17 protein-coding genes are annotated in these 17,544 nt (G+C 45.2%); 12 read left to right on the forward strand and 5 right to left on the reverse strand.

The window, feature by feature from the left end; translation table 11 throughout:
- Positions 1-12: 12 nt before the first annotated feature.
- The 4 genes from A7K91_RS12450 (at position 13) to A7K91_RS12465 (ending at position 2,895) form a co-directional block, all read left to right on the forward strand.
- The gene (locus A7K91_RS12450; RefSeq protein WP_068683100.1) at positions 13-792 is read left to right on the forward strand and encodes a hypothetical protein; all 780 of its coding nucleotides are present in this window, start codon (positions 13-15) and stop codon (positions 790-792) included.
- A 111-nt stretch (positions 793-903) separates the two neighbouring features.
- A complete protein-coding gene (locus A7K91_RS12455) occupies positions 904-1,683 on the forward strand; it encodes a MerR family transcriptional regulator (RefSeq protein ID WP_068683102.1) in 780 nt (259 codons plus the stop codon).
- Positions 1,667-2,140 (forward strand): hypothetical protein, encoded by a 474-nt coding sequence (locus A7K91_RS12460; protein ID WP_068683104.1) that lies wholly within the window; start codon positions 1,667-1,669, stop codon positions 2,138-2,140. Before A7K91_RS12455 ends, A7K91_RS12460 begins: the two co-directional genes overlap by 17 nt.
- A gap of 17 nt (positions 2,141-2,157) precedes the next feature.
- Complete coding sequence (locus tag A7K91_RS12465; protein ID WP_211274524.1) at positions 2,158-2,895, forward strand: GAP family protein; 738 nt, start codon at positions 2,158-2,160, stop codon at positions 2,893-2,895.
- Between the two features lie 66 nt (positions 2,896-2,961).
- Here the strand turns inward: A7K91_RS12465 and A7K91_RS12470 are convergent, their stop codons facing one another.
- A complete protein-coding gene (locus A7K91_RS12470) occupies positions 2,962-3,651 on the reverse strand; it encodes a helix-turn-helix domain-containing protein (RefSeq protein ID WP_068683108.1) in 690 nt (229 codons plus the stop codon).
- Between the two features lie 248 nt (positions 3,652-3,899).
- Between A7K91_RS12470 and A7K91_RS12475 the strand changes: the two genes are divergently transcribed.
- Positions 3,900-4,631 carry a stalk domain-containing protein gene (locus A7K91_RS12475; protein ID WP_068683110.1) on the forward strand — a complete coding sequence of 244 codons (732 nt, stop codon included), beginning with the start codon at positions 3,900-3,902 and terminating at the stop codon, positions 4,629-4,631.
- Positions 4,632-4,697: 66 nt separating this feature from the next.
- Positions 4,698-6,506, forward strand: coding sequence for a WG repeat-containing protein (locus A7K91_RS12480; RefSeq protein ID WP_068683113.1), 1,809 nt, complete (start codon positions 4,698-4,700; stop codon positions 6,504-6,506).
- Positions 6,507-6,638: 132 nt separating this feature from the next.
- Here A7K91_RS12480 and A7K91_RS12485 read toward each other — a convergent pair whose 3' ends face one another.
- Positions 6,639-7,052, reverse strand: a complete 414-nt coding sequence (locus A7K91_RS12485; protein ID WP_068683115.1) for a hypothetical protein — start codon at positions 7,050-7,052, stop codon at positions 6,639-6,641.
- A gap of 357 nt (positions 7,053-7,409) precedes the next feature.
- On the opposite strand from A7K91_RS12485, the gene A7K91_RS12490 reads away from it, so the two are divergent.
- Together A7K91_RS12490 and A7K91_RS12495 are read left to right on the forward strand one after the other, a co-directional pair.
- Positions 7,410-8,045, forward strand: coding sequence for a glycoside hydrolase family 11 protein (locus tag A7K91_RS12490; protein ID WP_068683117.1), 636 nt, complete (start codon positions 7,410-7,412; stop codon positions 8,043-8,045).
- 84 nt (positions 8,046-8,129) lie between these two features.
- Entirely contained in the window at positions 8,130-9,005 is an 876-nt protein-coding gene (locus A7K91_RS12495; protein WP_068683119.1) for a formylglycine-generating enzyme family protein, read from the forward strand.
- A gap of 103 nt (positions 9,006-9,108) precedes the next feature.
- On the opposite strand, the gene A7K91_RS12500 is transcribed toward A7K91_RS12495, so the two are convergent.
- A complete protein-coding gene (locus tag A7K91_RS12500; RefSeq protein ID WP_068683121.1) occupies positions 9,109-9,651 on the reverse strand; it encodes a GNAT family N-acetyltransferase in 543 nt (180 codons plus the stop codon).
- Positions 9,652-9,752: 101 nt separating this feature from the next.
- On the reverse strand, positions 9,753-10,520 hold the full coding sequence (locus A7K91_RS12505; RefSeq protein ID WP_068683123.1) for a TVP38/TMEM64 family protein: 768 nt from the start codon (positions 10,518-10,520) through the stop codon (positions 9,753-9,755).
- Between the two features lie 156 nt (positions 10,521-10,676).
- Between A7K91_RS12505 and A7K91_RS12510 the strand changes: the two genes are divergently transcribed.
- Together A7K91_RS12510 and A7K91_RS12515 are read left to right on the forward strand one after the other, a co-directional pair.
- Positions 10,677-11,369, forward strand: coding sequence for a response regulator transcription factor (locus tag A7K91_RS12510; protein ID WP_068683125.1), 693 nt, complete (start codon positions 10,677-10,679; stop codon positions 11,367-11,369).
- Positions 11,362-12,693, forward strand: a complete 1,332-nt coding sequence (locus A7K91_RS12515; protein ID WP_068683127.1) for a sensor histidine kinase — start codon at positions 11,362-11,364, stop codon at positions 12,691-12,693. Before A7K91_RS12510 ends, A7K91_RS12515 begins: the two co-directional genes overlap by 8 nt.
- A gap of 43 nt (positions 12,694-12,736) precedes the next feature.
- On the opposite strand, the gene A7K91_RS12520 is transcribed toward A7K91_RS12515, so the two are convergent.
- Positions 12,737-13,561, reverse strand: a complete 825-nt coding sequence (locus tag A7K91_RS12520) for a MerR family transcriptional regulator (protein ID WP_068683130.1) — start codon at positions 13,559-13,561, stop codon at positions 12,737-12,739.
- Between the two features lie 130 nt (positions 13,562-13,691).
- On the opposite strand from A7K91_RS12520, the gene A7K91_RS12525 reads away from it, so the two are divergent.
- Both A7K91_RS12525 and A7K91_RS12530 read left to right on the forward strand, forming a co-directional pair.
- Positions 13,692-15,443 (forward strand): ABC transporter ATP-binding protein, encoded by a 1,752-nt coding sequence (locus tag A7K91_RS12525; protein ID WP_068683132.1) that lies wholly within the window; start codon positions 13,692-13,694, stop codon positions 15,441-15,443.
- Positions 15,418-17,274, forward strand: a complete 1,857-nt coding sequence (locus A7K91_RS12530) for an ABC transporter ATP-binding protein (RefSeq protein ID WP_156739512.1) — start codon at positions 15,418-15,420, stop codon at positions 17,272-17,274. Before A7K91_RS12525 ends, A7K91_RS12530 begins: the two co-directional genes overlap by 26 nt.
- Positions 17,275-17,544 lie beyond the last annotated feature (270 nt).

The following is a 17,544-nucleotide window of genomic DNA, read 5'->3' on the forward strand; positions in this document are numbered from 1 at the left end:
GGTAAGGCTGAGATGAACATGAGGATAAGCAACAAGAAAATTAAAGCAATGATCATACTTCTTGCGGCAGGCGTGCTTCTTGCCTTTTTGTTTCCCCTGGTACGAGGAAACACGAAAGAGCAATACAACAGTATTGCTCAGACCGAGATTAGCCGCCCGGAGCCCCGTGCGGTCAGGGGGCAGACGTATAACGAGATTCTCGTCGTTTACAGATACTTTAATCATATCAGAGCCGGCGTGTATAACGATATCGGCAAGACGTTGATTAGCGAGGAGGCATTTGCCGCTATTGATACTGAAGCGGTAAAAAAGCAGTTTGGCGCAATGGCGGTGCTGAAGAACGGGCCCAGGTTTTGGGTAATGGATGAAATTACCGGTTATTACAATGGAACTGAAAAAACGATTGCCGGCTACAGCATGAATCAGCCTGGCATATTAAATCTCTCTCTTTCAGATTTAAACAATCGCACTCCCTACGGTTTGCATCAGGTTATCCGGAAAACAACGTATACCTTCAAAAAAGGCGAGAAGGTTTATGAACTGGTGTCTGACCAGAACGAGGTGTATACGATGCAGTCTGCTTCTCGCGAGGTTGACCAGACGCTGAGTCTGACGGATCTAGATGATCTCGGATCAAGATTGGACCTGCCGGACGGCTGGATCTATCGGGTGCGGGTACTGGAAGAGGATGTCACTTATCACATTGATGGCATCGCAGATGTCATTCAGGATGAATTTCAAAACAGCTATCAAAAAAATCCATCTGATAAAAAGCTGGGCGGAAGAACGTAATGTTCTCCGTCCAGCTTTTTGGTTTTGTTAGATTATAGCTGGCAAGAAAATAGCTTTACAATAACGTATACGTTATTGTTTATAATGTTTTAGAGGAAGGAGCAATGAGTCATGATCCGCATTGGTGAATTAGCAAAAAAAGCAAATATCAGCAAACGTACGCTTTATTACTACGAACAAATTGAATTGCTGCACCCGACACTTGTTTCGGAAAATGGTTATCGTTACTATGACGAGCATGCCTTATTACACCTTCAAAAAATTATGCTGATGAAATCCATTGGTTATACATTAGAGCAGATTAAGGAATTATTTCAGCATCAAACCAATGAAAATGATAGCTGGATCAGTTCTTTAAATGAGCAGATAAAGCTCATTGAACAAAAAAAAGAGGAACTAAGCCGCAAGCAATATTACCTTAGATCGGCCCTTCATACCATCCAGTTGAAGGGAACGAGTGGCGTAAACGATTTGTTGCAGATTATTCAGGCAATGAATGACCGCCCTCTTGTGGAAGGTATAGTTCCGGCCCAATTTAGTGAAGATTTGCCCTTAACTCCACGGGAAAAGAGTATTCTAAACAGATTGCCTGTTCTGGGAAGCAAGGATAAGCGGATGGAGGAAATATTGGCGATTCTTCAGCAAGCAAGCAGTATGATGACTTCATCGCCTTACTCACCAGAGGCTCAAGTCATTGCTGGCCATTTGTATGAGAAGACATTAGAGCTATTTGAAGGAGATAACAAGCTGTTAGATAAATACTGGGAACTGATACGGCCTGCTAATGGCGAGGAGTCTATAGTAATGGGAATGGACAGTGAATTTATGGACTATATAGATGAAATGATCAGCTTTTTTCTAAAGGGAAGGGAGGGTGGACATTATAAATAAAAATAGACAAGAAATGAGAAAGCTTGCAGGCCGTCTAACTGTATTGACTTGCGCTTTTCTAATATTGTCAGCTTGCGGAATGGCAAAGAACGATGGAATGACGGGTGAGAATTCGTCAGAGGAAATGAGCAAGGATGCTGATGTCATTACTGTAGAAGTTCGAATCGAAAGCGACGGAGACTCGGCAACTCGGTTTGAGGCAGACATAAATGCGAAAAAAAATCCGGAAAGTGTTTATTTGGATTCCATTGAAGTTCCCTTTAACGAAAAATTTATGATTCCAAAAGACGTGTTTATTCCGTTGACCTCGACTCGTGTCGAAGCAGAAGCAGTTGAGGGTGCCAGTTGGATTAGCTGCACCATTCTTTATGACGGAGAAGTAGTAGCGACTCATAAATCTCGTGGAAATGGCGCAAAGGCTGTTTGTGAGAAAAAATTCCGCTTGGGTCCTGGCTGAAAAAGATAGGAGGGATCATGATGCTATTTACTGTTTTGCTGTCAACCCTTGTGGTGCTGGCCCTTATTGATTCCACCAGTTTTGGCACATTGTTGATACCCGTTTGGTTACTTATGACTTCTACACGTGTTCGAATAGGCAGCTTTTTTGTTTATTTGTCCACGGTTGCGGGACTTTATTTTTTGGCAGGCTTGATCATTATGTTAAGTGCTGACACCATTCTGAGGAAATACAATTTTGTGCTGGAATCCAATGCCTTTCTTTATGGGCAAATCGCTTTAGGAATCGTGCTAATGGTAATTAGCCAGCTTATGGACACGAAAAAAGCTCGTGCCCGTGCTGCGGAACGTGCTGAAAGAGGGGAGGGACGTATCTTAAAGTGGAGGAACCGCATTATGGGAGATTCTTCTGATCGTGGCTCTGTGGCTATGCTTATTGGGTTAGCATTAACCGCAGTTGTAGTGGAGCTAGGGACAATGCTGCCTTACCTGGCGGCAATTGGTCTAATAACCTCCGAGGGACCTTCATGGCCGATGTCCGGCCTCCTTTTATTCGGTTATTGTATCGTTATGGTGCTGCCTGCAATTATTCTGCTGATGGGACGGCTTGTCGCGTATCGTGTATTAAAGGAGCCGCTTGTCCGATTGGATAAGTGGCTCGTGAAGCATGCACAAAGCACTACAGCCTGGATAATAGGAATTGTAGGCTTTTTATTAACCGTAAACGCTGTTTATGATGCAGGTTGGGTTGGTTGAATCAATGGATTGAAAATTGATGGACGCCGAGGATCGCATTCCCAAGCGTCTTTTCTGAAATTTAAGCTATATCAGCGGTTTGATCAAACTATTCCCGTTGATGTCTAACAAACTAAACGCTTGATCTACCATTTGCTTGTCTGGACCAAACAAGTGATTTGACACCGTACCGTTAACCTTGGTAATAAAATTAAATTGCTGGACCATAAAGTCGGAATTGCAGAGTACGACTGTCTTTTTACTGTACTCATACAAATAACGCTGGAAGGTGTTGGCTTCTTCAACAATTTCCGGCGAATAAACCACAGGTTCGCCTTGTGAGGTAAGCATCTGGCGATGATCTACCAGGACACTTAATCCCCCTTTTCCAAAAGCGGAGCAGATACCTAGAATCTGTGAAGACAAATGTTGAACCTCTTTTTTATCCGAAAATAGCCCCTTAACCTCAAAGGAAAGTACTCTGCTTTCCTGATCAAGACTATAGCTGAAGCGCTCAGTGAACGGAATAGCAAATTCTTTCTTCACATAAGCCGGCTTTGTTGAAAATCTTTCATCAGAAAAAAAATAGTTTACAGACACTTGAAGCCCCGAAGCAATCCGCTCAATATTTTGTAAAGACACATTACGTCGTCCGCTTTCTACCGCACTCAGATACGTTCTGTCCATCTGGGCTCTTTCAGCCAACAGCTCCTGTGAAATCCCCGATTTTGAGCGCAGCTCCTTTATACGAAGACCAAATTGTTTTTGTATATCCAAACCAAAAACCTCCATTTTAATGGATAGATCAAATGTAAGTATGCAATGAAAAGAGAAGGCATTAGGTAATTATATCGACAAAATAGTTCTTTTGGTTTAGAGCGAGTTCCCGGGAAGTTGCAAATGTGACTTATAGTCAACAGACGCAACTATTCTTATTTCATACAATGACGGTAGTCAAAAGAAAGCAGATGCGCCATGGCGGCCATTCTTCCTTTTAAAATATCGTTCATAAGGAGAGGATTTAGATGTTTAAGTGGAATTTGGAGAAGTTCAAAGGTTTTTTAGTAGGAGCGTGTACAGTTGGTTTGTTGTTTTCAGTCGGGACTGCATATGCTGATGGGAAGCTTACGACCATTAAAGTAGTGCAAGGCGGAATCAAGCTGTTTGTTGATGGCAAGCTAATTAAACCAACGGATAGCGAGGGCAAGGTGGTTGAGCCATTTATTTATGATGGAACAACCTATTTGCCGCTTAGGGCGTTGTCAAATGCTTTGACTAATTATGAAAAGTCCGTGAGCTGGGATGCCAAAACCTCATCTATCTATGTTGGACAAGCGCCAGTTAAGGCTCAAACGGATTTTTCAGAGATAACGCCATATGCCCATTCTTATACGACTTTGCCGGTTCAAACAGGTGAAAGAGCAGCCTTCAAAATACTTGATAAGACAATTACTCCGTTTAATAGTCTCATAGGTCATAGGGAATTTGTAACGTTTATGCTTCATTCAAAATATAGTTCATTGGATGGGCAATATATCGTCCCCTATACGCAGCTAGGCTCGACCGATAAGGGAACTATTGTATTTTATAATGTAGATAAAAAAGGATATGAAACAGAAATTGCCCGATTCGATGCAGAAGCTGGGGATGAAGCTATTAAGGTTCATGTAGATCTGCGCGGGGTTGAAATACTGAAGATTTCCTCTTTATGGGATGGGAGATTGTATAACACAACACTTGCTGGGATCAATGAGTAACCAACTGGCGGCTGCTCTATCATTAAGGGTTGCCTGTATGGAATACAGAGGGGAAGGAGCAGACATATGAACAGGCTATTAAAGACCTTGGTTATACTTGCAGTCAGCAGCTTTCTGGCAATTCATTCAGGCAAGGTTGTTGCGGAAACGGAGAATACTTTATCTTTTGCTATACCGCCCAAATATGATTATGCCGGGCCCTTCAGCGATGATCTTGCTGTAATTGCACTGGAAGGTCAATTGGGAATGATCAATAAAGAGGGAAAAGAAATAGTTAGACCCTACTATGACCGAATGGTGGATGCCAAGGGCAGAAGCCTTGAAGTCGATGATTATTTCACTAATGATTATTGGATAGCGGCATATCTGGCAGATGTCATGGGACTGGATGAACAAATGAAGGATGTTGGAAATCCCGCAAATCTTTTTAGCGAGGGTTTGGCAATAGTCGTTAAGAATGGTCTGTTTGGTTATATAAATCGGGATGGATATGAGGTGGTAAAACCGCAATATCTGTATGCTGGGCCATTTCAAGACGGGGTGGCAGTTGTTTTGACGGAGAATGGATACGGGTTTATTGATGCGAAAGGCAGTATCGTTATTTCTCCAGAGTACAAAGGTACGTATATGTATCAAGACGACGTTGTATTAATGATAACTCAAAATGAACAAACGATCTTGTTTGATAGAAAAGGAAATGAACTGGCTCTGTTTAATGAGGAGTTAAAATTAAGTCCATACAATGAGGGTTTGGCGCTTGTATACGACCGCAATAAAGAGAAGTATGGCTATGCCAATCCAAAAGGCAAATTGGTCATCGAGCCCCGTTATGATCGGGCTGCATTTTTCAGTGAGGGCTTAGCTCTTGTCCAAAGAGAGGACCGCGTATTTTATGTAAATGCCGAAGGCAAGGAAGTAATCGAACTGATGGATAGCTCGTATTACGCAGAAACAGGCTGGAATTGGGATCCATACATAGATATTGAACCGGACAATTGGTATTATAACGAGGCAAGTGAAATGGACCCGTTTGCTTTCCAGGAAGGATTGGCCCTATTTGTTCAAGACGGGAAGTATGGTTTCATTAATACCAAAGGGAAAGAAGTTGTTCCGCCTCAATACGAGCAAGCTGCTCCGTATCGCAATGGGTTGGCAAAAATAATATTTGATAATAAGTATGGTTATCTAAATATCAAAGGAGAGCTTGTGGTTGAGCCTCAATATGATTATGCGTTTCAGTATGAAGACGGCATGATTCGAATAGTGGCCGATGGGAAGGCAGGTTTTCTAAATGAGAAGGGTAAGCTTATTGCTGAACCCCGTTATGATGAAAACCATTATAATGATAAAATTCCTTTTCTGGATAATTTGAGAATGGTATCCCTTGAAGGTCAGTTTGGATATATAGATAAGTCGGGAAATGAAGTTGTGAAGCCGCAATATAATGCCGTCTCCCTCTTTATGGACGGAATGGCCGCTGTCATGAGTGACGGCCGAGTCGGGTTTATCGACAAGACGGGCCAAGAAATAATTAGGCCTTATTATGATGAAACAACGCTGTCGTTTTTCAGCGAGGGGGTTGCTGTTGTCAAGGTTGATGGTAAATTCGGAATGATCAACAAAAAAGAGGTAATCGTTTTGCCAATCAAGGAAACCTTTGAGGATTTATATCCGGTTATAGACGGGATGGCGGCTGTACAGGTGAATGGATTATGGGGATATATGGCTAGTCCGGTATCAGTTGGAGGGTCTCCAGATCCATACATCGTGTTTGCGATAGCAGGCGTTATGGTTATCTTGCTGGTTGTGGCAGGGGTTGCTTGGGCAAATCGCAGGAATCGGAGCAGCAAAAATCTATACAATGAGACATCATAACGCGCAAGGGATTTTGTGGAGTCTCACTCAGTCCCTAAACGTATAAAAGTAAACACCAAGAATACTTATTGCTACGGCATTCTTGGTGTTTGCTTTTATTTGAAACTAGCATAGTGCTGTTTTTTCGTCTTTTTAACTAGAGGGCTGGTACTGAAGATTCACATTTTTCAAAACGGTTTGTCCATCAACTTCTGGATCAAATTCGCCGTCGTTATTCTCATCTGCATAGAAAAACAGCCCAATGTAATGATTGTCCGGCGGCTTATCCAGTTTTATTTGAATGTCAAACGCGCCGTCTTGATTCCGATCAATTCTGCCGCTGGCTAAATAGGTATGCCCGTCCTCCAGCTGGTAAAAGACGTAGTCCAGTCCTTCACCCATCAGCTTTCCCTTTAACTGAATCTTCAGGTCTTCCGTTACGATGGAGGACTCTTTAGGAGCCTCAAGGACTACCTGATCTTTGTTTTGTTCCTTGTTTTGCTCCTTGGAACAACCGCTTAATATGACCAAGCTCAAAAGCAATAGAATAGGAATTAACTTTTTCATGGCTGCCTCCAGTCTCAGGGTTTATAATCGTTCGACGTTTACGCTCCCTTAGATGTTGCACACCCCTCTACTTTTTTCCTTTCGACAAAAATGGTGTTGATGTCTTTTGACATATAGTCGCCTCCTTACGACGCCGTAAAGAGCGAAAAGGGAAGTATTTTGAAATTTTTCCGAATATTTTAACAATTTGTCTTGAAATGTATGCGTTTTCATTCTATAATTTGCCTATAAGGAGGTGAAAGCGAGAGTCTATCATCTAAGACATAGGACATGTTACTTACTGCTATGCGAGACAAACGGTGTGAAGTTTGTAAGTTTGTAAGTCAGTAGTAACAAAAAAAGTTTAGGAGGTAGATTATGATTAAGTTCAGGAAAAAAATGTTGACGGTTATTGTTGCAGCATCACTCAGTGTCGGCTTGTTATCGGCGACCTCAGCCATGGCAACGGATTATTGGCAAAACTGGACGGACGGCGGCGGAACTGTAAATGCCGTCAACGGTACAGGCGGTAATTACAGTGTAACCTGGTATAATACCGGCAATTTTGTTGTTGGCAAAGGCTGGACAGTCGGTTCGCCGTACAGAGTAATCAATTACAATGCCGGCGTTTGGGCTCCGTCCGGGAACGGGTATTTGACGCTGTATGGATGGACAAGAAACTCACTTATTGAATATTACGTTGTTGACAGTTGGGGCACGTATCGGCCTACAGGCAATCACAAAGGCACAGTGACCAGCGATGGCGGCACATATGATATATACACAACAATGCGTTACAATGCGCCTTCCATTGACGGTACGCAAACGTTCCCGCAATTCTGGAGCGTGCGCCAGTCAAAGCGGCCGACCGGAAGCAATGTCCAGATTACGTTCGCCAATCATTTTAATGCATGGCAAAGCAAGCAAATGTATCTGGGAACAAATTGGTCCTACCAGGTATTTGCAACGGAAGGTTATCAAAGCAGCGGAAGCTCCAACGTTACGGTCTGGTAAGCTCATCCCCGAAAAAAAACCCCGCATTATTCAGGTCTGCCGGCTCCAGAGCCGGCAGGCTTTACGTTTAAAGGAGAGCGATCTATGAGAAAATCAATCCTATTTCTTTTCATAGCCGTTTTAGTTGTTGTCAGCGCATGCTCGCACAATAACCAGCAATCCAATAAAGGAACAGAAAAGAATAAAATAACCAATCTGGATGAAAATCTTGTATTGGTTCAGGGAGGGGCTTTTCTCAATACCCATTCCAACTTTCATGGAAAAAAGGTGAAAATATCCGATTTTTATATCAGTAAATATGAGGTGACGCAGCAGGAGTGGCAGGAGGTTATGGGCAGCAATCCCTCGAGCTTTCCAGGAGAAGATAGGCCGGTCGAAATGGTAAGCTGGTATGATGCGGTCGAATATTGCAATATGCGGAGCATCAAGGAGGGGCTGGAGCCTCATTATGTCATCGATAAAGAAAACAAGGATCCCGAAAATAGAAGCGAGCATGACCAATTGAGGTGGATCGTCACGGTAAACGAAAACGCAAACGGCTATCGTCTGCCGACGGAAGCCGAATGGGAGTACGCGGCGGGCGGAGGCAAAGCAAGCAAAAGCTTCCTGTACAGCGGAGGCGATAATGCCGATGATGTGGCGTGGTATTGGAGAAATGCTGGAAATGAACATTTATCCGGAGATTGGAACTGGCCTGCTATTGAAAATAATAAAAACCAGACGAAGCCTGTTGGCTTCAAAGAGCCTAATGAGCTGGGACTTTACGATATGTCGGGCAATGTAAGGGAATGGTGCTGGGACTGGTACGTGGGTATGGACATGGAAATGGGTTATCTCCGGGTTGTAAAAGGCGGCGGCTGGATCGGCGATGTCAGCAACAGCGAATTGGCTTTTCGGGGTAAATTCGAGGCTAGCGGCTTTGGTCCCGACCAAGGCTTCCGTGTTGCCCGCAACGGGTAGACGCAAAGCGCGGGACTACTATACCTGTTTTGAGCGTTTGATTCCATTCCAAATACGCAAGCCTCAAACGAGCGCCGGCTCTGTCTGAGGCTTGCGTATTTATTTATTTTGTTGTTTGCTGAAGCCATTCTTTTTTGAGCAGGGCATATTGAAAGGTGTTTTCATATTTTGGAGTGCCGTCTTCATTTTTGACGAAGGAGATAAATTCCATAAAGCAGCCTTCCTTGCGCATGCCCAGTTTCTCGCACAGCTTTTGCGAACGGAAGTTGTCATCCTCTACATACGCGTACAGACGCCGTCCTTCTTTTTCTATAAAAAGGTACTCCATCAATGCCCGCGCGCTTTCGCTGGCATAACCTTTACCCTCGTAAGCCGCGTTGAAATTCCAGCCAATGCTAAAGGTATCAGGGTCCTCCTTCATACAAAACAACTCTCCGATCAGAGCGTCGCTCTCCTTCAGGCAAACGGCGATATGAGAATCGTCGCCGCTTCTTTTTTGCGCCTCTTTTATGGCGTCCTCCAGACTTGAAAGATGCTGATCCCTAAAGCAATTGACTCTGGGATTTGCGGTATATTCCAGCAGCCCTCCAGCGTCCGCCGCCGAAAAGTTTCGTAATATCAGCCGCTTGGTTTCAATACTGCGCATAAACAACGCCTCCTTCATAAACACTTAATAAAAGCTTACGATACTGCTTGTCCCGTTCAAGCTTTATTCAATCCTGGCATTACAGCTTCAAGCTCATATGGTCACACTTTGCGTTGAACTCTAGCTACGCTTTTTTTGGGAGCGTTCTGCATTTTCTGCTCACCGCTTTTTTTCTCTCCCGCAGCCCTGCCTAGACCTGAAAAAAATTGAATCAGCTTGTCCTTATAGATATAGCCTACGACAAAGGCGACTACAGAGATGACGGACAGAACAATCGTCGTTCCGTATTGCTCCATATGGATAGTGGACCCGACGGCAACGGAAGCGACAATCCAGGGCAGTCGTCCTACGAGCGTCAGAATGAAAAAACGGGTCGCTCGAATTGGCGTAAGTGCCGCAACATAAACGAGCAAATCCTTTGGCAGGCCGGGAATGATAAAGAAGATAAACAAAAAGGCGGACAGCTTTTTTTCATCATTGATAAGCGACATCCACTTGTAATTTTTTTTCTCCAGCAGACGCTCGATAAAGGAACGGCCAATAAAGCGGGTAAAATAAAAAGCGATAGCCGAGCCGATCATCATGCCTAACGTAATATATAACGATCCAAGAGCGGTTCCATAAATGTAGCCGCCGGCAATTTGCACAACCTCGCCTGGAATAGGCGCGATGACGACTTGAAGCACCTGGAAAAACATAAAGACAGCCGGCCCCCAATGGCCAGTGGAGCGGATATAGTCTCTGAAATTATCCATGGAGGACAATATGTTCAGAATTTGGGGAGAATAATACACAAACAGGCCTAATGACACTATAGTTAATCCTATCAGCATTATTTTCAAAAGGCGGTCCTTGGTTTGCTTCGGCATGGCGGTCGACTCCTTCTCATGTTGATTATTGTAAAGTATAATGCTTAAACATTAAGAGAGATCTATATGATTTCTGAAGAATTCTTAAGTGGGCTGGATGGGCTGGCTAAGGCATATCGGCCATATTATACTGAACATGAAGCAAGGAGGGATGAGATGAGCAAGCAAATATTGATTGCTGACGATAATAGCGAAATTCGGGATATTGTAAGGATTTTGCTGGAGAGCGAAAATTATAGGGTCATTGAAGCTGTGGATGGCCAGGATGCAATCGACAAAGTAAATGATGAGACGGATCTTATCATTTTGGACATTATGATGCCGAACAAATCCGGTTTGAAGGCTTGCGTTGAAATCCGTGAAAAAACAAGCGCGCCAATTTTGTTCCTGACGGCAAAATCGCAGGATTCCGACAAGCAGCTGGCTTTTTCCTCGGGAAGCGACGACTTTTTGTCGAAGCCTTTTTCCTATACCGAATTGGTGGCCCGGGTTAAAGCGCTGCTGCGCCGCTATTATGTCTATCGCGGAAAGGAAAAAGCGGAAGAAACGGATAAAATCATCATTCACGACCTGACGCTGTACCAGGATTTAAAAACGGTTTATGTCGGGGAAAAGGAAATTTCCTTAACGGATATCGAATACAGCATTTTGCTTCTATTGGCCAAAAAACGGAGAAAGGTGTTTTCGGCTGAAAATATATACGAAAGCGTCTGGGGGCAGCCCTATTTTTATACCTGCAACAATACGGTCATGGTTCATATTCGAAACTTGAGAGGCAAGCTTGGCGACGACCCGCAAAACCCTAAATATGTAAAAACCGTTTGGGGGAAGGGGTACAAGGTTGAATAAGCTGCTGATCGGAAAAAAGCTGAAGCTCAAATTAATACTTGCCATCCTGTTTTCATTGCTCATCTCCTTTTGCTCCTTTGTGGTTTTGGAGATTGTCGGGGAGAGCGTGCTGGACAATTATTTGAGCAAATCCACCTTTATTGAGCAGAGGCAGAAGGATGCGCTTGAACGTTTTATCGATTTTGTGAAGGATGAAAAGCTTTCAAGCGATGATGAAAAAGAGCTGTCGGCTTGGGTAGGCAAGGAAAGGTATTTGAATTTATATATTTTCAGCAATGAAAAGCTGATCTATTCGTCAAACAACTTGATCGATCCCCTTGTGAGCGAGCAGCTTCTAACCCATTTTGTGCCTTCCAAAATACCGATCACGACCGTTTCCTTCAAGGATCAGGAGGCGCAGGTTTATATGGTGGGCTCTTATGAGTACCAATATTACAATTTGATATTAATTATTGGCATTTCTCTTGCGGCTATAACGTTTATTATTTCTTTTCTGCTTTTCATCAACAAAAAAACGTCCTATATCGGCAAGCTTGAGCGGGAAATTAAAATTTTGGAGGGCGGCAATCTGGATTATCCCATTACGATATCCGGAAAGGATGAGCTTTCCTCCCTGGCGCAAAGTCTGGATGAAATGAGAAAATCGTTTATGGAGAGGCTGGACAACGAGGAGCAGATTAGGCTGGCCAATCGGGAGCTGATCACTGCCATCTCCCATGATTTGCGAACTCCGCTAACGATTCTGCTGGGGTATATGGACATTATTCAGCTTAACAAATACAAGACGCAGGAGGATTTGCTGAACTACATTCACAATAGCAGGGAGAAGGCTTATCAAATCAAGGCGTTGTCGGATAAGCTGTTTGAATATTTTACGGTATCCTCCGCCTCCGAAGCGGAAGAGATCGAGCTGGAAACCTATGAAGGCGGAGCGCTTCTGGATCAGCTTATCCATGAGCAGCTATTTGTTCCAAGCCGCGAAGGCTTTCAATTCCAGGTGGAGCCTCCCCGGGAGCGGTTTATGCTGGAGGTTAATCTGGTTGCGATTCGCCGTGTTTTTGACAACATCTTCTCCAATGTTCAAAAATACGCCGATCCGTCCCATCCCGTTACCGTGAAGTATTTCCTGAGAGAGCAGACCGTACATTTTGTTATGCAAAACAGAATCAAACGTATAGAGAAAAAAGGCGACAGCAATGAAATCGGCTTGATCAGCAGCCGGAAAATGATTCAGCAGCATGACGGAACGTTGACGTTCAAGCATGAAAAAGGCATTTTTACGCTTGAGATTGTGTTGCCGATTATTCTGTACGAAGAAAAATAGGGGGCGCCAAGAGCCCCCTCAACCTTCGCAACCCCCGCAAACTTCATATACCTTTTGGCTTCTCGATATGTACCATAATCCGAACCAAATATTCCTCCGGGTTCTGTAGAACAACCTCATCCTGCATATATTCTTCATAAGCATGGCCGATGATGGTGTAATGATGCTTGCGGATATACTCAAATATTGGCGGGAATATCCTCTCCGTATCTCCATAATCCGCCCTGGCGCAGGCCACCAGGTAATACCCCTCCGGCATATACTCCTGCTTGTAATGAAAGGTCTCCATTCGGCTGTACATATGGGTCATCCAGTCTCCATCGCAGCGCAGCATGTCCTCTTTGTCGATCATTACGCCGGTTGGGTATCCAAGCGGCGCATGTTCGCGTTGCAGCCGTTTCTGAAAATCGCTCCATAGCTCCTCGGGAAACTGCTTTTTACAGGAGCGAACGGGCGAACTCAGCAGAAGGGGCATTTTGTCCTGCCAAACGACGTCCATCCGGGTTGTATCCATGTGTAAGGATTGGCGAATATTTTCAGCCCGTTGAATAATCATTTGTTTGGCCCGCTGCAGCTTTTGTATCTGGGAATAAACGATTTCCTCTTGTTTGTGGAACAGCTCAAGAGTGCTGTCCGGCGTCCGATGGCTCAAATGCTCCCGAATTTCCTCCAGAGACATGCCAAGCTCTTTAAAAATATGTATGACGCCAATGGTGTCCAATTGATTGCGATGGTAATAGCGGTAGCCGTTTTCTGCCACGAATATGGGCTTGAACAGCCCGATGGAATCGTAATAAATCAGGGTTTTGCGCGGAACCTCGGACATTTTGGAAAATGCGCTGATGGGCAAAAAATCGGATTGCAGCATGGCTTCCTCCCGGCTTCAAAAGAGTGATTGACTGTATAGTTGCTATACAGTTTATAATAGCATCTATTGCTTAAGTTCAGCCACATTGGACTGCGGAAATAGGCTTTTATTTCAATTGAGGAGAATGCTTATGCTGGGGAAATTGCTGCAGAGTGTAAGGGAGTACAAAAAGGATACCTGGCTAACCCCTGTGTTGTTGCTGGGGGAGGTTGCTATGGAGGTTGCGATTCCGTTTTTTATGGCGGAATTGATAGACCTGGGCATTACCGGCGGAAACATGAATGCCGTCTATAAATATGGATTGATTCTGGTGCTGTTTGCGCTTGTATCGCTCCTGTTCGGCGCGCTTGCCGGCAAGCATTCCGCCATTGCCATGGCTGGTTTTGGGAAAAATCTTCGGTTCGATCTGTTTAATCATGTTCAAAAGCTGTCCTATTCCAATATGGATAAATTTTCGACCTCCGGCATCGTTACCAGATTAACGACGGATATTACGCATGTGCAAAATGCGTTTCTTATGATTATAAGGATTGCTTTCCGCAGCCCTGTCATGATGATTTTTGCGACGATTATGACCTTTCAGATCAGCCCGACCATCGCTTTATGGTTTCTTGGCGTTATTCCGGTTTTGGCTGTCGGCATGCTGCTTATTATGAAGTATTCCTTCCCTATATTCGAACAGGCCTTCGGTGGCTATGATGATCTGAACAAGGCAGTACAGGAAAATGTCCGGGGCATTCGCGTTGTGAAATCCTATGTGCGTGAAAATCATGAAATATCCAAGTTCCAAATGGTTTCCAACCGGATATTTACGCTAATGACAAAAGCGGAGCGGCTTATATCCTACGAGCTGCCGCTAATGCAAATCGTGTTGTATGGCGTCATGCTTCTTATTTCATGGATCGGCGCCAAGCTTGTTGTCGGCGGCTCCATGACGACGGGAGAGCTGACAAGCGTATTTGCTTATTCCATGCAAATTTTAATGAGCCTGATGACGCTTGGCCTTGTTATTATTATGGTTGCCATTGCCCGCGCATCCGCAGGACGGATTCACGATTTGCTGAAGGAGCAGCCTGATATCACAAACCCGGATAACCCGGTAACTGACTTGCCCAGCGGCGATGTAGAGTTCCGCAACGTCTCGTTCCGGTATTCCGCCAAGGCGGAAAAATATGCGCTGTCCGGCATCAATCTTACAATCAAATCGGGTCAAACGATTGGCATTATCGGGGGGGCTGGCAGCGCCAAATCAACGCTGGTGCAGCTTATTCCGCGACTTTACGATGCGAGCCAGGGCGAGGTGCTTGTGGGCGGAAGGAACGTCAAGGAATATGACCTGCAGGTGCTGAGAAGCAAGGTTGCCATGGTGCTGCAAAAGAATGTATTGTTCGAAGGCTCTATTAAAGAAAATCTGCGGTGGGGAAACGAAGGCGCTACCGAAGAGGAACTGATAGAGGCTTGCAAGGCCGCGCAGGCTCATGACTTTATATCGTCGTTCCCCGATGGATACGACACCCGTCTTGCACAAGGGGGAACTAACGTTTCCGGCGGCCAAAAGCAGCGGATTTGCATTGCCAGAGCTTTGCTGAAAAAGCCAAACATTATTATTCTGGACGACTCCACTAGCGCAGTCGATACCCGAACCGACGCCTTGATTCGGAAGGTGCTGAAGGAGGGTATCCCCGATACGACCAAAATCATTATTGCCCAGCGGATAGCTTCCGTTCAGGATGCCGACCAGATTATCATACTGGATGACGGAGAAATGGCGGATGCCGGAACTCATGAGGAGCTTCTGGTCAGAAGCGCGATTTATCAGGAAGCCTACGAATCCCAAACGAAAGGCGGTGAAGCCGATGTCGAACAGCATCAATTCCAATAAGGAAATCGATCATGGCAATAGCACCAGCTATGGTCAAACCATCAAGCGTCTGCTTGCTTATTTTAAATACTACAAGCTGAGGACGGCTCTGGTGCTGGTGCTTGTTTTGGTCAGCTCCGCCGTTTCCGTTGTGTCCGCCGCATTTTTGAGATTGCTTGTGGACGACTTTATCGTTCCTTTGCTGGGCAATCAAAATCCGGTGTTCGACGCATTGCTGCAGGCGTTAACCATTCTTGCCGTTATTTATGCTGCTGGTGTGGTCAGCACCTTTGCCTGCAAAAGGCTGATGATAACCATTTCGCAGCAAATTATGAAAAAAATCCGCGATCATTTATTCAGCCATATGCAAAAGCTTCCTATCAAATATTTTGACCGCAAGGCTCATGGCGATATTATGAGTCATTATACCAATGATGTGGATACGCTCAATATGATGCTGACCGACGGGCTGCCGCAGCTGCTATCCACCTTTGTGACCGTAATTGTGGTGCTTGGAACGATGCTGTACCTTGACGTACCGTTAACCATTGTTGTTGTTGCCGGCGCTGGCTTTATGCTATGGATGACGAAGAAGATAGGCACAAAAGCGACGCAGCATTTTTTCCGGCAGCAAGAGTCGATTGGCGTTGTAGATGGATATATTGAAGAAATGATTCATGGACAAAAGGTTGTTCAAGTGTTCGGTCGCGAGGAAAATGTAATCCGGCAGTTTGCCGTTCTGAACGAGGATTTGTATAAAAGCTCCGCGACAGCTAATAAATATTCCAACATTCTGATGCCCCTGAACGCCAATTTTGCCACCTTGATCTATGTGATGGTTGCCATCGTTGGGGGAGCCTTGTCTATTTCCGGCTGGGACAAAGGCTTGACGCTGGGAAGCATTGCGGCATTTTTGAGCTTGTCCAGAAACTTCACGATGCCGATTGCCGAAATCTCGTCGCAGGTCAATATGTTTGTTGTGGCCATCGCGGGAGCGCAGCGGATTTTTGAAATGATGGATGAACGTCCGGAGGAGGACGAAGGACGGGTTACGCTGGAGAAAAACGAACGTCATGGAAGCTGGTCGTGGAAGCTGGAGGACGGGTCCACTATTCCTTTGAAGGGCAAGGTGGAGCTTAGAGGAGTAGCCTTTTCCTATGATGGCAGCAAGCAGGTGCTGCAGGATGTTACGCTTTATGCCGAGCCGGGGCAAAAGCTTGCTTTTGTAGGAGCCACTGGCGCTGGAAAAACGACAGTTGCCAATTTGCTTAATCGCTTCTACGACATTACGGAAGGCGAAATTATCTACGACGGGATCAATATCGGGCGGATGAAAAAGGCCGATCTGCGCCGTTCGCTTGGCATTGTGCTGCAGGACACTCATCTGTTTACCGGCACCGTGGCCGACAATATCCGGTACGGGCGGCTGGAGGCTAGCGACGAGGCGGTGAAGGAAGCCGCCAGATTGTCCCATGCCGCAGGCTTTATCGAGCGCTTGCCGCAGGGCTACGAAACCCCGCTGGACGGAAGCGGGAACGGGCTTTCGCAGGGCCAGGCCCAGCTGCTCGCTATTGCGCGGGCGGCTATCGCCAACCCGCCTGTCATGATTCTGGACGAAGCGACCTCCTCCATCGACACGCGAACAGAAGCGCTTGTGCAGTCGGGTATGGATAATTTGATGAATGGCAGAACCGTATTTGTTATTGCGCACCGCCTATCCACGGTCCGCAATTCAGATGCCATCATGGTTATGGAGAAAGGGAGGATTAAGGAGCGGGGCAATCACGTTCAATTGATTGCGCAAGGCGGCATTTATTATCAACTGTACACGGGAGCTTTTGAATGGGAGTAACCAAGGTGAGGATCTGTTTGATGCTCTCTACTTAACCCATTCAATGATGATCAGATTGTCGATTTTTTTGCGGTAGGTATCACTTCATTGATTGCCCCAAGTCACTCATTTCATTAACTCATGCCGCTCTTTTCAGAAGAGTACGGGGTTCACGGGGTTCGGTGGCGGATACATTTTTGCGGACATCGATGACTATGCTTGACCCACAATGCTTCCAAAAAACTGGATGTTGAAAACATAGCTACCCAACGAAGGTTCTCTCCGTTATGA

The organism is Paenibacillus oryzae, from assembly GCF_001675045.1.
Taxonomy (GTDB): domain Bacteria; phylum Bacillota; class Bacilli; order Paenibacillales; family Paenibacillaceae; genus Pristimantibacillus; species Pristimantibacillus oryzae.

Bases quoted from the DNA above. Each gene is read 5' to 3' on its own strand.
- A7K91_RS12450 (WP_068683100.1), top strand. From the start codon at position 13: ATGAACATGAGGATAAGCAACAAGAAAATTAAAGCAATGATCATACTT.
- A7K91_RS12455 (WP_068683102.1), top strand. From the start codon at position 904: ATGATCCGCATTGGTGAATTAGCAAAAAAAGCAAATATCAGCAAACGT.
- A7K91_RS12465 (WP_211274524.1), top strand. From the start codon at position 2,158: ATGATGCTATTTACTGTTTTGCTGTCAACCCTTGTGGTGCTGGCCCTT.
- A7K91_RS12475 (WP_068683110.1), top strand. From the start codon at position 3,900: ATGTTTAAGTGGAATTTGGAGAAGTTCAAAGGTTTTTTAGTAGGAGCG.
- A7K91_RS12480 (WP_068683113.1), top strand. From the start codon at position 4,698: ATGAACAGGCTATTAAAGACCTTGGTTATACTTGCAGTCAGCAGCTTT.
- A7K91_RS12485 (WP_068683115.1), bottom strand. From the start codon at position 7,052: ATGAAAAAGTTAATTCCTATTCTATTGCTTTTGAGCTTGGTCATATTA.
- A7K91_RS12490 (WP_068683117.1), top strand. From the start codon at position 7,410: ATGATTAAGTTCAGGAAAAAAATGTTGACGGTTATTGTTGCAGCATCA.
- A7K91_RS12495 (WP_068683119.1), top strand. From the start codon at position 8,130: ATGAGAAAATCAATCCTATTTCTTTTCATAGCCGTTTTAGTTGTTGTC.
- A7K91_RS12500 (WP_068683121.1), bottom strand. From the start codon at position 9,651: ATGCGCAGTATTGAAACCAAGCGGCTGATATTACGAAACTTTTCGGCG.
- A7K91_RS12505 (WP_068683123.1), bottom strand. From the start codon at position 10,520: ATGCCGAAGCAAACCAAGGACCGCCTTTTGAAAATAATGCTGATAGGA.
- A7K91_RS12510 (WP_068683125.1), top strand. From the start codon at position 10,677: ATGAGCAAGCAAATATTGATTGCTGACGATAATAGCGAAATTCGGGAT.
- A7K91_RS12520 (WP_068683130.1), bottom strand. From the start codon at position 13,561: ATGCTGCAATCCGATTTTTTGCCCATCAGCGCATTTTCCAAAATGTCC.
- A7K91_RS12525 (WP_068683132.1), top strand. From the start codon at position 13,692: ATGCTGGGGAAATTGCTGCAGAGTGTAAGGGAGTACAAAAAGGATACC.
- A7K91_RS12530 (WP_156739512.1), top strand. From the start codon at position 15,418: ATGTCGAACAGCATCAATTCCAATAAGGAAATCGATCATGGCAATAGC.